Genomic DNA, 13776 nt, shown 5'->3' with positions numbered 1-13776 from the left:
CATAAATAAAACAATCTATAAAGTAATGTCAAAAGTTACAGGTAAAGTTGCACAGATCATCGGCCCAGTAGTAGACGTAGTTTTCGAAACTGAAGCCGCTCTTCCAAAAATTTATGATTCCCTTGAGATTGATAAAGGAGATGGTTCTAAATTAATATTAGAGGTTCAGTCTCACATAGGTGAAGATACAGTAAGAACAATTTCTATGGATTCTACTGATGGTTTAAGTAGAGGTACAGCAGTAATTGCTACTGGAAATCCGATACAAATGCCTATTGGTTCTGAAGTATATGGACGTTTATTTAACGTAATGGGTGATGCTATTGACGGATTAGGAAATCTTCCTAAAGAAGGAGATAATGGATTGCCTATTCACCGTCCGGCTCCAAAATTTGAAGATTTGTCAACTTCTACTGAAGTACTATTTACCGGTATTAAAGTAATCGACCTTATCGAGCCTTATGCAAAAGGTGGTAAAATTGGTTTATTTGGTGGTGCTGGTGTAGGTAAAACAGTATTAATTCAGGAATTAATTAACAATATAGCAAAAGGTCACGGAGGTTTATCAGTTTTTGCCGGTGTAGGTGAAAGAACTCGTGAAGGAAATGACCTTTTAAGAGAGATGTTAGAGTCTGGTATTATTAAATACGGTGATGACTTTATGCACTCTATGGAAGAAGGTGGATGGGATCTTTCTAAAGTTGATAAAGCAACTATGAGAGACTCTAAAGCTACTTTCGTATTCGGACAGATGAATGAGCCACCAGGAGCTCGTGCACGTGTTGCTTTATCTGGTTTAACTATTGCAGAGTATTTCCGTGATGGTGCTGGTGAAGGACAAGGAAAAGACGTACTTTTCTTCGTAGATAACATCTTCCGTTTTACACAGGCTGGTTCTGAGGTATCTGCGTTATTAGGGCGTATGCCTTCTGCGGTAGGTTACCAACCAACATTAGCTACTGAGATGGGAGCTATGCAAGAGCGTATTACTTCTACTAAAAGAGGTTCTATTACATCGGTTCAGGCGGTATACGTACCTGCGGATGACTTAACTGACCCGGCTCCTGCAACTACGTTTGCTCACTTGGATGCTACTACAGTACTTTCTCGTAAAATTGCTGAGTTAGGTATTTATCCTGCGGTAGATCCATTAGATTCTACTTCTCGTATCTTAACTCCAGAAATTTTAGGAAAAGAACACTATGCTTGTGCACAAAATGTAAAAGAGATTTTACAGCGTTATAAAGAGTTACAAGATATTATTGCCATCTTAGGTATGGAGGAATTAAGTGAAGAGGATAAGTTAGTAGTTTCTCGTGCTCGTAGAGTACAACGTTTCTTATCTCAACCATTCCACGTAGCTGAGCAGTTTACTGGTATCCCTGGGGTATTAGTAGATATTAAAGATACTATCAAAGGCTTTAATATGATTATGGATGGTGAATTAGACCACCTTCCTGAAGCTGCCTTCAACCTTAAAGGTACCATTGAAGAGGCTATCGAAGCTGGTGAGAAAATGTTAGCAGACGCTTAATAGTAACCAACAGTGGTAGGATACTTTTTAAAGTGAGTCCTAAAGCTGAATACGTTAAATTATGATTTTAGAAATAGTTACACCCGAAGCTACTTTGTATAAAGGAGAAGTAGAGGCAGTTACCGTACCAGGTATTGATGGTGAATTTCAGATATTGAATAATCACGCCGCTATTGTTTCTTTGTTAGGTAAAGGAACTATAAAAATTAAAGGTAACATTGCTATTGGTGAAGAGTTTGCTTCTAAGTTTGGAACTGTTAACGGTGATAAAACTTTAGAAATTAACAGCGGAACCATAGAGATGAACGATAATAAGATTATCATTTTAGCTGACTAATCTGATATTTCGTATAAATTAAAAAGCCCTGATATGTTGTATCAGGGCTTTTTTTATGGTTTAATTTTAAAGGATGTTCTTAATTATCGTAATAGGTATAGTCGGCTATTATTTTACCATTTTTAAAGGTAAAGATTGTGCAAATAGGCAGTTCAAAGATATTGCCATTGGGCGCAGTGCCTGTAGAAATAAATTCTACCACTACGGCATCTTTTGTAGTTGGATAAATGTCTATAATTTCATCTCTAATGTCTGGAAATAGCTTGTGTAACTCGCTATATTTTTTGCTGGTTTCTGTTTTTGTTTCAAAAACCTTACCTACCCCAAAGGAAGGGTCTTTAAATACAATGGTATCTGCATACATGTCTGCCATTTTATCCCATTCGTGGTTGTTGAAATAGTAGAAATAATGTTTTACTAACTCTACATTGTTTTCTGGTATTTCAATGGGAGTATCCTCTTTAGTGGTGGTGTTTCCACACGCTATAAGTAATCCGCTAAGAAAACAGGTTGCAATAAGTTTCTTCATAGTTTTTTGGGTTAGTAGGTTACTTACTTTTAGTCTAATGTAAACATAGGGTTGTTGTTTCGGCTCCACTCACTCCAAGAGCCAACATATAATTTAGGTATGGGTAAGCCTGCATAGGCAGTAGCTAATAAGGTGTGGCATGCCGTAACACCTGAGCCACAGTGTATAATAATATGATCTGGATCTTTACCTTCAAAAGCGGTATTGTATTTTTCCAATAGTGCCTGTGGCGACTTAAACTTAAAATCTGGACTTAAATTTTCTTTAAACGGGATGTTAACAGCACCAGGTATGTGTCCGGCAACGGTGTCAATAGGTTCAACCTCTCCGTTGTACCTTGGGGTATCTCTTACGTCTATAACCAAGCCATTAGAAGTATTTACTGTGGTTGCTACTTCTTGCATAGAAGCTGTTGGTAATAGCCATTTATCTATGGTGTAGGCTCCTTGGCTGGTGGCGGTTTGTAAACCAGTTTCCATTGGTAGGTGTTCCTTTTCAGCGGCTTGAAAACCTCCGTTTAGTACTTGTACCTTTTGATGACCGGCAGCGGTAAGCATCCACCAAAATCTAGCAGCGGCGTTGGCTCCGTAATTGGTATCGTATATAACAATATGACTTTCGAGGGTAATGCCTAAGTTAATTAATAGTTTAGCAAAATCTTCAGTGGAAGGCAATGGGTGTCTTCCTCCGTTAGCAGGATCGTCTTTAATGTCTGATAACTGCGAATTTAAGTCTACAAATAAAGCTCCTTTAATATGTTTTTGTATGTAGGCTTCTTTTGCGCTTTCTCCACTCCCTGCATCAACAAGTACTAAATTATCAGTACTCATCATTACCTGAAGTATAGAGGCTTCTACAATGGGACTCAATACTTTTTCCATAGCGTTTTTTAAAGGATTTGTATATAGCTAAAATAACGAAAAACAAATTAAGCAACCTTGCTTTTGGTTTTTGTTTAACGATTGAAAGTTAAAAAGCCTTAAGTGGCTTCTAAAGTTCTTTTTCGTAACAGTAAAAGAGTCCTTTTCTAAATTGTACAATACCTGTTTTGTTATAGCCTAAACCATTATAAAGCTTATTAGCTTTTATGTTAGGGATGTACGTATCTAATCGGATGGCTTTGTAGTTATTGTGTTTGGCAAAGGTTTCTATGGCTAGCATACATTTTTTACCAATACCTTGACCTTGTGTGTTAGGGTGTATAGAAAGTCTGTGAACAATTAAGAACGGAGGGTGGGTATGCCATTCAATAGCCTTGTATTCTACATCGTAAAGTTCATTTAAGGCTACATAACCTGTTAGTGTATTTTCTATAAAATAACCATACGCATGCCTGTTTTCTATATCAGTTAAAATATGTTGTTGGGTAGGGTAATGTTCATCCCATTGGTTTAGCCCGTTTGCCTCCATGGCTGCAACAACGTTTTTAAGTAACGCTGTAGCTTCTTTTAAGTGTGTATGGTTTAATGGCTTTAACATCAGTTTTCAAAAAATGATAACATAGCCTGTAGTGTCTCGTCTTTATTTTCTAGATAACTCATATGTCCGCCTTCTACAACAGTAGTGCCAGCGCCTACTTCGTCTGCTTGTTCAATAATTGCCGATACATCTATAGTAGGGTCTTCTGTACCTATAATATAGTGTTTTTTAATGTTGGTATTCTTTAATAAGGTTACTGAATCTGGTCTATCTCTCATACCAGCTAAAGCTGCGGTAACGCCTTCAACAGGAGTTTTAAGCGCTTCTTGTTTCAAGGTTTGTATTTCGGTGGCAAAACTCTCTTTATGAGCTTCAGAAAATAAATTCATAACGCCCATGCTAATAAAATTCTCGGGCATTTGTTGTACAACTTTAATACCCCTATCTCTATTGGCTTTTTTCTCTGGTGAGTCTTCATTGGCTACCGAATTTAATAACATAAGGTGGGTTACCATTTCAGGATATTTGCGAAGAAAAGCCAGTGCCACATAGCCACCCATAGAATGCCCTGTAAAACCTGCCTTGCTAATACCTTCAGCTTCTAAAACAGTATGCACAACATCAGCCATAAGCTCCATTGAATGAATGTTATCAAAACAGCCGGTTTGTCCATGTCCTGGTAAATCAATGGCTACAACGGTATGGGTTTTAGCTAATTCTTCCGTAAGTGGTTTGTAAATAGCATTGCTTTCTAAAAAACCGTGTAATAGCACAAGGGCATTACCAGTTCCGTTAATGGTGTAGTGAATATCTGAATTGTTATAAGCTGTTTGGGGCATGATGATTTTTTTTGAATGGTAAAGATAGGTAAAGCGCTCTAACTCTCCATAAAGGAATGGGATAATCGCTATGCAGAATATTATTCAGTATTACCAAGTGGCTCATGTACTGCTTTGCTTACTCGTATGCGACCCTGAATCAAGTTCAGGGTGACGATCGGTTTGCTTGTTTAGGTGGTTTTTGCGTCATGCTGAATTTGATTTCAGTATTTCATCAGAGTGAGTATTTTTCCTTTGGGGGTAGGGGGATTTTCATGTACTGCTTTGCTTACTCTTATGCGACCCTGAATAGATTTCAGGGTGACGATTGGTTTGTTTATTTTGGTAGTTGTTTACGTCATGCTGAATTGATTTCAGTATTTCATCAGAGTGAGTATTTCTCCTTTGGGGTTAGGGGGAATAAAAAAAGGGTAGCGATTGCTCACTACCCTTTGTATATGTTGTTTTGGAATGAATTATTTATTCATCCAATCTTCAATTTCTTCAACGGTTAACGGAATATTTTCCATTAAGTTAATAGGTGCGCCGTTTTCTTGAATTACCATATCATCTTCTAAACGGATACCCATGTTTTCACCAGGAATATAAATACCAGGCTCTACGGTAAATACCATGCCAGCTTCCATAGGAGTTTTAAGTGCTCCGTAATCGTGAGTGTCTAACCCCATGTGGTGGCTAGTTCCGTGCATAAAGTATTTTTTGTAAGCTGGCCAGTCAGGGTTTTCATTTTGTACATCTGCTTTGTCTAGTAAACCTAGTCCTAATAATTCAGATGTCATCATTTTACCAACCTCTACATGGTATTCTGCCCACATAGTACCAGGTACTAACATTTTGGTAGCTTCATCTTTCACGCGTAAAACAGCATTGTATACTTCTTTTTGACGTGCAGTAAAACGTCCATTTACAGGTACGGTACGGGTCATGTCACTAGAGTAGTTTGCATATTCTGCACCTACATCCATTAAAAGCATATCGCCATCTTTACATTCTTTATTGTTTTCAATATAGTGTAAAACATTTGCATTAAATCCTGAAGCAATAATAGGGGTGTATGCAAAACCTTTAGAGCGGTTTCTTAAAAATTCGTGCATATATTCCGCTTCAATTTCATATTCCATAACCCCAGGTTTAATAAACTGTAGTACACGTTTAAACCCTTTTTCGGTAATGTCACAGGCATTTTTAATAAGTGCAATTTCTTCTGACTCTTTAACTCCTCTTGCGTTTTGTAATATCTGGTTACTTTTTGCAATAGCATGCGCAGGATATTTCTTTTTGCACCATTCAATAAAACGATCTTCTCTTGTTTGCGTCTCTACAGCTTGGCGGTAATGCTCGTTAGTGTTAAAGTAAATGGTTTCCGCTTCGCACATTAATTCATGAAAAATACGCTCAAAATCGGTTAACCAATAGATGGTTTGAATACCGCTAGTTTCCGTAGCAGCCTCTTTGGTAAGTTTTGCACCCTCCCAAATGGCAATATGTTCATTAGTTTCTCTAACAAACAAGATTTCTCTGTGTTTAGGATTAATGCTATCAGGAAACAGTAATAGAATAGTTTCTTCTTGGTCTGCACCTGTTAAGTAAAATAAATCTCTAGCTTGTTGAAAAGGTAATGTGCTATCTGCACCAATTGGGTAAATATCGTTAGAGTTAAAAATAGCAATACTTTTTGGTTTCATTGCCGCTGTAAATTTGGCTCTGTTTTTTACAAAAAGCGTATTGCTTATTGGGAAGTATTTCATACCGATTGTATTTAATTTTATATTACTGCAAAGGTATAGATTTGTGAATGAACTGCCTTTTATCAGATGCTAAAATCTGTTAATATTAGCTTTGATTTAAGGTTAAATAGGGATAAACTTTACAAAATACAGACGCTTTATTGAATAATACTATAACATATATCATTTTAAAGTGGTTGTTTGATTGTCAAAACTGTAAGGGTTGTCCTCAAACGATGTAGATTGACGTTTAAACGCCTTTTTAAATTCATTCTAAATAAAGAATATGGACAGTAATTAAGCACTAAAGTTTTGTTAATAAAAGTAACGTGCTCTATTTTTGTGTAACAAAATTTCTTAAACCAATGAGCGGATTAATAAAATCATCAATAGCAAGGAAGGTCGCGATGGCACTTTCAGCTCTATTCCTTATTATTTTCTTGTTACTACACTTTTCTGTGAATTTTATCTCTGTATTTAGTGAAGATGTCTTTAATGAGGCTTCACATTTTATGGGGACAAACCCGTTGGTGCAATTTTTAATGCAGCCTATTCTTATTGTTGGGGTTGTGTTTCACTTTGTAATGGGGTTTGTACTTGAGGCTAAAAACAAAGCAGCAAGACCTGTAAAATACACTAAGTATAGTGGTGGCGAAAATGCATCATGGATGTCTAGAAACATGTTAGTAAGTGGAGCAGTTATTTTAGCGTTCTTAGTTTTACACTTTTATGACTTTTGGGTTCATGAAATTACCGTTAAATATGTTGAAGGTGACATGAGCGGTTTAATTCCAGGAACTGAGCATTTAAGATATTACGAAGAAATGCACGAAAAATTTGCAGACCCAATACGTGTTGCATTTTATTGCTTAGGATTTGTATTATTATCATTACACCTACTTCACGGTTTTCAATCTGCTTTCCAGTCAATGGGAATTCGTAAGTTCCGTAATGTTATTGTTAAATTAGGAAACATCTATGCAATTGTAATTCCACTAGGCTTTATTTTTATTGCATTGTTCCATTTCATCACCAAATAAAACAGATTCAGTATGGCTATTTTAGATTCAAAAGTACCAAAGGGTCCAATTAAAGATAAGTGGACTACTTATAAAGATAAAATCAACCTGGTTAACCCGGCTAACAAGCGTCATATCGATGTTATTGTGGTGGGAACAGGATTAGCAGGAGGTTCGGCAGCAGCTACTTTAGCTGAGTTGGGCTATAATGTAAAAGCATTTGCTTACCAAGATTCTCCTCGTAGAGCGCACTCAATTGCGGCTCAAGGTGGTATCAACGCAGCTAAAAACTACATGGGAGACGGTGACTCTAACTACCGTTTATTTTACGATACTGTAAAAGGAGGTGACTACCGTTCTCGTGAAGCTAACGTTTATCGTTTGGCTGAAGTTTCTGCAAATATTATTGACCAATGTGTGGCGCAAGGGGTTCCTTTTGCACGTGACTACGGTGGGTTGTTAGACAACCGTTCGTTTGGTGGGGTGTTGGTATCTCGTACCTTCTACGCTAAGGGTCAAACAGGACAACAGTTATTATTAGGGGCTTACTCGGCAATGAACCGCCAGATTGCTCGTGGTAAAATAGATATGTACAACCGTCACGAAATGTTAGACGTTGTAAAAGTTGATGGTAAAGCACGTGGTATTATTGCACGTAACCTTGTTACCGGAGAAATTGAAAGACACTCTGCGCACGCAGTTGTTATTGCTACCGGTGGTTATGGTAACGTTTATTTCTTATCTACTAACGCGATGGGATCTAACGCTACGGCAGCTTGGAAAATTCACAAAAAAGGAGCTTTCTTTGCTAACCCATGTTTTACACAAATTCACCCAACTTGTATTCCTCGTACCGGAGACTATCAGTCTAAATTAACATTGATGTCTGAGTCGTTACGTAACGATGGTAGAATTTGGGTACCTGCTAAACTTGAAGATGCTAAGGCGTTACAAGAAGGTAGATTAAAACCTACTCAAATAGCAGAAGAAGACAGAGATTATTACTTAGAAAGAAGATACCCTGCCTTTGGTAACTTAGTACCTCGTGATGTTGCTTCTAGAGCAGCTAAAGAGCGTTGTGATGCTGGTTACGGTGTAAATGCTACAGGAGAAGCGGTTTACTTAGACTTTGCTGCTGCTATAGAGCGTTATGGTAAAGAGCAGGCTAAAATTCATAATATTTCTAATCCTAGTAAACAAAAAATTTACGATTTAGGAAAAGCAATTGTAGAAGCTAAGTATGGTAACTTATTCCAGATGTACGAAAAAATCGTAGATGAGAATCCATACGAAACTCCTATGATGATTTATCCTGCAACACACTATACCATGGGTGGTGTTTGGGTGGATTATAACTTAATGACTACTGTACCAGGTTTATATTGTATTGGTGAGGCTAACTTCTCTGATCACGGTGCTAACCGTTTAGGAGCTTCTGCTTTAATGCAAGGTTTAGCAGATGGTTATTTTGTATTACCTTATACTATTGGTGATTACCTTTCTCACGAAATTAGAACCGGAAAAATACCAACAGATTCTCCTGAGTTTGACGAAGCTGAAAAGGCTGTTAAAGATAGAATTGAATTCTTTATTACAAATAAAGGATCTCACTCAGTGGATTATTACCATAAGAAACTTGGTAAAATTATGTGGGAGAAATGTGGTATGTCTCGTAACGAAAAAGGACTTAAAGAAGCTATTGCTGAAATTAAGGCTTTACGTGAAGAGTTTTGGAAAGAAGTTAAAGTACCAGGTGGATCAGACGAGCTTAACCCTGAATTAGAAAAAGCAGGTAGAGTTGCAGATTTCTTAGAGCTTGGAGAGTTATTTGCTATGGATGCACTTAACAGAAACGAGTCTTGTGGAGGTCACTTCCGTGAAGAGTCTGTAGAGTTAGACGGTGAGCAAAAAGGTGAGGCTAAGCGTAACGATGCAGAATATGCTTATGTTGCTGCTTGGGAATATAAAGGAGAACCAAGTGATTCCGTATTACACAAAGAACAATTAGAATTTAAAGACATTGAACTAAAACAACGTTCATACAAATAAGATAGACATTATGAATTTAACACTTAAAATTTGGAGACAGAAAGACTCAAAGGCTAAGGGTCAAATGGTCGATTATAAAGTTACTGATATTTCGGAACATATGTCTTTTCTGGAAATGATGGACGTATTGAACGAAGGTTTAGTAGCAAAAGGTGAAGAGCCTGTGGCATTTGACCATGACTGTAGAGAAGGTATCTGCGGTATGTGTTCTTTACAGATTAATGGTGAGCCTCACGGACCAGATAGAGGGATTACTACTTGCCAGTTACACATGCGTATGTTTAAAGATGGAGATACCATTGTAATTGAGCCTTGGAGAGCTGCTGCCTTTCCTGTAATAAAAGATTTAATTGTAGACCGTACTGCTTTTGAAAGAATTCAGCAGGCAGGTGGTTACATTTCTGTAAATACTTCTGGTAATACACAAGATGCAAACGCTATTCCAATTAGTAAAGAAGCTGCAGACAAAGCTATGGATGCTGCTACTTGTATTGGTTGTGGTGCGTGTGTTGCTGCTTGTAAAAATGCGAGTGCTATGTTATTTACATCGGCTAAAGTTTCTCAGTTTGCTTTGTTACCACAAGGTAGAGTTGAAGCTACAGACCGTGTAATGAATATGGTTAAGCAAATGGATTTAGAAGGTTTTGGTAACTGTACCAATACCGGAGCTTGCGAGGTTGAATGTCCTAAAGGAATTTCTTTAGAAAACATTGCACGTATGAATCGTGAATACCTTGCTGCAAGTGTAGCTAAATCTTAAGTAAAATAGAATTTTACTCTTAGTGATTTAAACATTTTATATACCAAGTACAAACGGGAGGCCTAGGCCTCCCGTTTTTTTTTTGAAACATTATTTAAAAGGGGTAAATTGACTTTGTTAAAAGTGTACACAGTTAAGTATAAGTGGAATCATCTCTTTTTAATCATAAGTAATTTATATTTTTTGATTTAGTTTGATTGTAGTTTATAAGGTGTGTTTTGTTGTACTGTTATTAAACAATAATTAGTATAATGTCAACTTTGATTTTCTAAAGTGAGTTTAACCTAAAATTTCTAAGACCCTTAATTATGAAGTATAAGGTATATTGTCTGTTGAATAACAATAAGAGTTTTGTTATTTTCATTTATAGTTTAATTATAGCAAATGTTTTAGCTTTGATACTTGCGTCTTATGATGCTATTTATATTGAGTTTAAAAATGGTTTTAAGACTTTTGAAATTTTCTCGATTATAGTTTTTACAATTGAATACCTATTGCGGTTGTGGTCTTCAAATGTAGTTTTAGAGAGTTCAGATTTAGTTAAAGAAAATAGGTTTTCATTTTTTTTCTCAACACTCGGGATTATAGATTTGGTTAGTATACTTCCCTTTTATCTTCCGTTTATTTTTCCTTTTGATTTTAGAATAGTAAGAATATTGAGGTTATTTCGGTTGTTAAGAATTTTTAAACTTGGGAGGTATTCTAAAGCTTTAAAGACGATTAGTCAAGTTTTAAAGGATACTAAGTCGGAATTATTGATTACTGTTTTCATTGCTTTTGTTTTATTGATATTTTCCTCCACCTTTATGTATTATGTTGAACATGATGTGCAACCTTCAAATTTCGCCAGTATAGGTCATTCACTTTGGTGGGCTGTTGCAACTTTAACTACTGTGGGATACGGAGATGTTTATCCTATAACACCAATTGGGAAATTATTAAGTGCTATTATAGCTTTAATTGGTATAGGCTTTGTGGCTTTGCCTACAGGTATATTGAGTTCTGCTTTTATAGAGAGGTTGCAGAATAATAAAACGATTAAAGTGGATCAATGTGGCTGTCCACATTGTGGCAGGGTAATTAATAAATGATTTTTACGTTAATTAATACTTTGTTTAGATTGTTTAACAATTGCTTATAAAAATTATATAGGTAGTTTTTTACATATTGCGCGGATTTATGAATTCATCCTTATATGAAAATAGCTACATATTTACCAAAAGATAGCAGACTTCAAAAATACATTGCTTATTATTACGAGACTACCCTAGAAGATATAGACTATTATGCGTATCCGCATTATAATTTGCCTTGTTCAATAATGCAGCATGCGTTTGTAAATGCAAATGATTATAGCACTATTGTTTCTGAAGCTACAGGTGCTAAAGGTGGAGTGTATGTTTTTAATAGATTTAAAAAGCCAATTCAGATTATTGTAGAGGGTAAAGTAAAAGAGTTTTGTATTGTGTTTAAGCCTTATGGCTTAGCTCAATTTAAAGAAGAGCCGCTACCTATAGTAACTGACAAGCAAGCAGAAGTTTTTTCAATTTTTACAGATTTCTTTACGCTCAACCCTACATTTTTAAAAGCTGGGATGGATACTAAAATAGATATTTTAGATGCGTATTTGTTTGGTAAGCTATCTGAAAAGCCAGGTACCGAGATAATGATAAAGGCATTTTCTATTTTAGAGACTGAAAATGTATCCATTTCAGATTTAGCTGTGCAATGTTGTTGTAGTGCAAAGAAACTATCACGATTGTTTTATAAGCTGTGTGGTGAAAGTGCTGTAACGTTTAAACAGATAGTAATTTTTAGAAAGGCCCTGGAGCAACTTCAAGCTGAGCACAAGAGTGTTAGTTTATCTGATATTGCTTTTTTACAGGGGTATTGTGACGTTTCTTATTTCTCTAACTCCTTTAAGCGTTTGACGGGTGAAACACCGGGAAACTTCTTTAAAAACGTTTCTAGTTACTCTAATCAGCATATCTATTTTAAGAAAGTTAAAAAACGTTAATGTCTAAAAAACACAATTACAGAAAATTTCTACAAGATACATTTGACTATTCATTAACAAAAAAACGAAACAGAATGAAAAAAGCATTTTTAAGTATTGTAGGTGTAGTTGCTGTACTAAGTTTATTTGCATTTAAAGCTCAAGATAATCTTGAGGGATGGTTTAAATCGGGCTCAGAAAAGGAGGCTTATTTTATGGGTTCAGATAAAGAGGTATATTATAGTGGAGGAAGTGCCGCAGTAATTAGGTCTACTGAGAAAAAGGTAAAAGGTTTTGGTACCTTAATGCAAAGTTGCAAGGCCGATTTATTTAGGGGTAAGAAAGTAAAACTGTCTGGCTATATAAAAACAGAAGACGTGAAGAAATGGGCAGGACTATGGCTTAGAGTAGATGGATTAGATGGTGATGTACTAGATTTTGATAATATGAAGAATCAACATGTTAGTGGAACAGGTGATTGGAAGCAGTATGAGATTACGTTAGAAGTTCCACAATCTGCAGCTACGCTTAATTTTGGTGGACTTTTAGTGGGTACGGGTTCTATGTGGTTTGATGATTTAAAATTTGAAGTTGTAGAAGCGCTAGCGTCGGAAAAAACTACTAAACGAATAATACTGGCTACTCCAGAAAATTTAGGTTTTGAAGATTAATAGCACGTTCCTTGTTAAATATAAGCCGTCAGTTTAGCTAAACTGACGGCTTATTATTTTATGGTTTTTTATATATTAGCGTTACCTAATAACTAATCAATAAATATATAGAAATGAAAAGAGTTTTGTTACTTTTTGTTGTGCTGATTTCAGCTTACACAGCAAAATCTCAGAGTTTAAGGTATTTAATAACATCTAATGAGGATTTTTATAAAGCTGATATAGCACTTAACGATGGAAGTACTTTAGATGGTTATGCAGTAGTACCTATTAAAATGACAACCAAAGAAATTCAATTCAAAAAGTCAGATACGTCTGATGAAACAGAAATAGTTTCAGACTCTATTAGTACAATTACTTTTCATTTAAGTAAAAGTGATTCAGTGGTTTTTGATAGAGTACATTGGAGGCTTTTAACAAAACGTTCTGGACATACGTATAAGAAAAAGATATGGGTTGTTAGATTATTTACAAATCAGTTTATTAATGTGTATAAGTCTTCTGGTAAATATTATGTAAATGAAGATGGAGAGTTTATATATGTGTCTCAGGCAGGAGGTGCTTTTGCGGCGTTTAGTTATTATTTAAAAAGAGAAAATGAAGATATAGTATCTTATGTTGCAGAGAGTGGTTATTACGGTGCTAGTGTGTCTGGCGTAGAAAAACAATTTCGTAACCGTGCAGCTAATTATTTTCAGGATGAACCAGAATTGGTGAAAAGAATACTAAACAAAGATTTTTTGCAAGAAGATTTTGAAGTATTGGTTAGAGCATACATAGAACATATGAAAGCTAAAGAGAAATAACACTTATTTGTAAAAAATAATTATACTTTTTCTATTTTAGTAAAATTCCTTTTCTGTGTGTAATGAAAAGGGTATTCGCAAATAATCAAT

Annotated in this window: 14 protein-coding genes; 9 read left to right on the top strand and 5 right to left on the bottom strand. The window is 35.8% G+C overall.

Annotation, left to right across the window (positions count from 1 at the left end):
- The first annotated feature begins 25 nt into the window (after positions 1 to 25).
- Entirely contained in the window at positions 26 to 1534 is a 1509-nt protein-coding gene (gene atpD / locus Y10_RS01590) for a F0F1 ATP synthase subunit beta (protein ID WP_281763610.1), read from the top strand.
- Positions 1535 to 1595: 61 nt separating this feature from the next.
- Positions 1596 to 1871 carry a F0F1 ATP synthase subunit epsilon gene (locus Y10_RS01585; RefSeq protein WP_281763609.1) on the top strand — a complete coding sequence of 92 codons (276 nt, stop codon included), beginning with the start codon at positions 1596 to 1598 and terminating at the stop codon, positions 1869 to 1871.
- A 79-nt stretch (positions 1872 to 1950) separates the two neighbouring features.
- Here Y10_RS01585 and Y10_RS01580 read toward each other — a convergent pair whose 3' ends face one another.
- The 5 genes from Y10_RS01580 to Y10_RS01560 form a co-directional block, all read right to left on the bottom strand.
- A complete protein-coding gene (locus Y10_RS01580; protein WP_281763608.1) occupies positions 1951 to 2400 on the bottom strand; it encodes a nuclear transport factor 2 family protein in 450 nt (149 codons plus the stop codon).
- 29 nt (positions 2401 to 2429) lie between these two features.
- Entirely contained in the window at positions 2430 to 3281 is an 852-nt protein-coding gene (locus Y10_RS01575) for a sulfurtransferase (RefSeq protein ID WP_281763607.1), read from the bottom strand.
- Between the two features lie 109 nt (positions 3282 to 3390).
- On the bottom strand, positions 3391 to 3879 hold the full coding sequence (locus tag Y10_RS01570; protein WP_281763606.1) for a GNAT family N-acetyltransferase: 489 nt from the start codon (positions 3877 to 3879) through the stop codon (positions 3391 to 3393).
- Entirely contained in the window at positions 3879 to 4658 is a 780-nt protein-coding gene (locus Y10_RS01565) for an alpha/beta fold hydrolase (RefSeq protein ID WP_281763605.1), read from the bottom strand. Before Y10_RS01565 ends, Y10_RS01570 begins: the two co-directional genes overlap by 1 nt.
- A gap of 455 nt (positions 4659 to 5113) precedes the next feature.
- Complete coding sequence (locus Y10_RS01560) at positions 5114 to 6406, bottom strand: aminopeptidase P family protein (RefSeq protein ID WP_281763604.1); 1293 nt, start codon at positions 6404 to 6406, stop codon at positions 5114 to 5116.
- Positions 6407 to 6750: 344 nt separating this feature from the next.
- On the opposite strand from Y10_RS01560, the gene Y10_RS01555 reads away from it, so the two are divergent.
- From Y10_RS01555 to Y10_RS01525, 7 genes are all read left to right on the top strand, one after another.
- Positions 6751 to 7425 carry a succinate dehydrogenase cytochrome b subunit gene (locus tag Y10_RS01555; protein ID WP_281763603.1) on the top strand — a complete coding sequence of 225 codons (675 nt, stop codon included), beginning with the start codon at positions 6751 to 6753 and terminating at the stop codon, positions 7423 to 7425.
- A 12-nt stretch (positions 7426 to 7437) separates the two neighbouring features.
- The gene (locus Y10_RS01550; RefSeq protein WP_281763602.1) at positions 7438 to 9453 is read left to right on the top strand and encodes a fumarate reductase/succinate dehydrogenase flavoprotein subunit; all 2016 of its coding nucleotides are present in this window, start codon (positions 7438 to 7440) and stop codon (positions 9451 to 9453) included.
- Between the two features lies 1 nt (position 9454).
- A complete protein-coding gene (locus Y10_RS01545; protein WP_281764753.1) occupies positions 9455 to 10213 on the top strand; it encodes a succinate dehydrogenase/fumarate reductase iron-sulfur subunit in 759 nt (252 codons plus the stop codon).
- A gap of 308 nt (positions 10214 to 10521) precedes the next feature.
- Entirely contained in the window at positions 10522 to 11304 is a 783-nt protein-coding gene (locus tag Y10_RS01540; protein ID WP_281763601.1) for an ion transporter, read from the top strand.
- A 104-nt stretch (positions 11305 to 11408) separates the two neighbouring features.
- Positions 11409 to 12230 (top strand): helix-turn-helix domain-containing protein, encoded by an 822-nt coding sequence (locus Y10_RS01535; RefSeq protein ID WP_281763600.1) that lies wholly within the window; start codon positions 11409 to 11411, stop codon positions 12228 to 12230.
- A gap of 74 nt (positions 12231 to 12304) precedes the next feature.
- Positions 12305 to 12880 (top strand): hypothetical protein, encoded by a 576-nt coding sequence (locus Y10_RS01530; RefSeq protein ID WP_281763599.1) that lies wholly within the window; start codon positions 12305 to 12307, stop codon positions 12878 to 12880.
- 113 nt (positions 12881 to 12993) lie between these two features.
- Positions 12994 to 13686, top strand: a complete 693-nt coding sequence (locus Y10_RS01525) for a hypothetical protein (protein WP_281763598.1) — start codon at positions 12994 to 12996, stop codon at positions 13684 to 13686.
- The last annotated feature ends 90 nt before the right edge of the window (positions 13687 to 13776 follow it).

Source organism: Neptunitalea lumnitzerae, from assembly GCF_027924185.1.
GTDB classification, from domain to species: domain Bacteria; phylum Bacteroidota; class Bacteroidia; order Flavobacteriales; family Flavobacteriaceae; genus Neptunitalea; species Neptunitalea lumnitzerae.
This window is presented reverse-complemented; position numbering and strand designations above follow the sequence as displayed.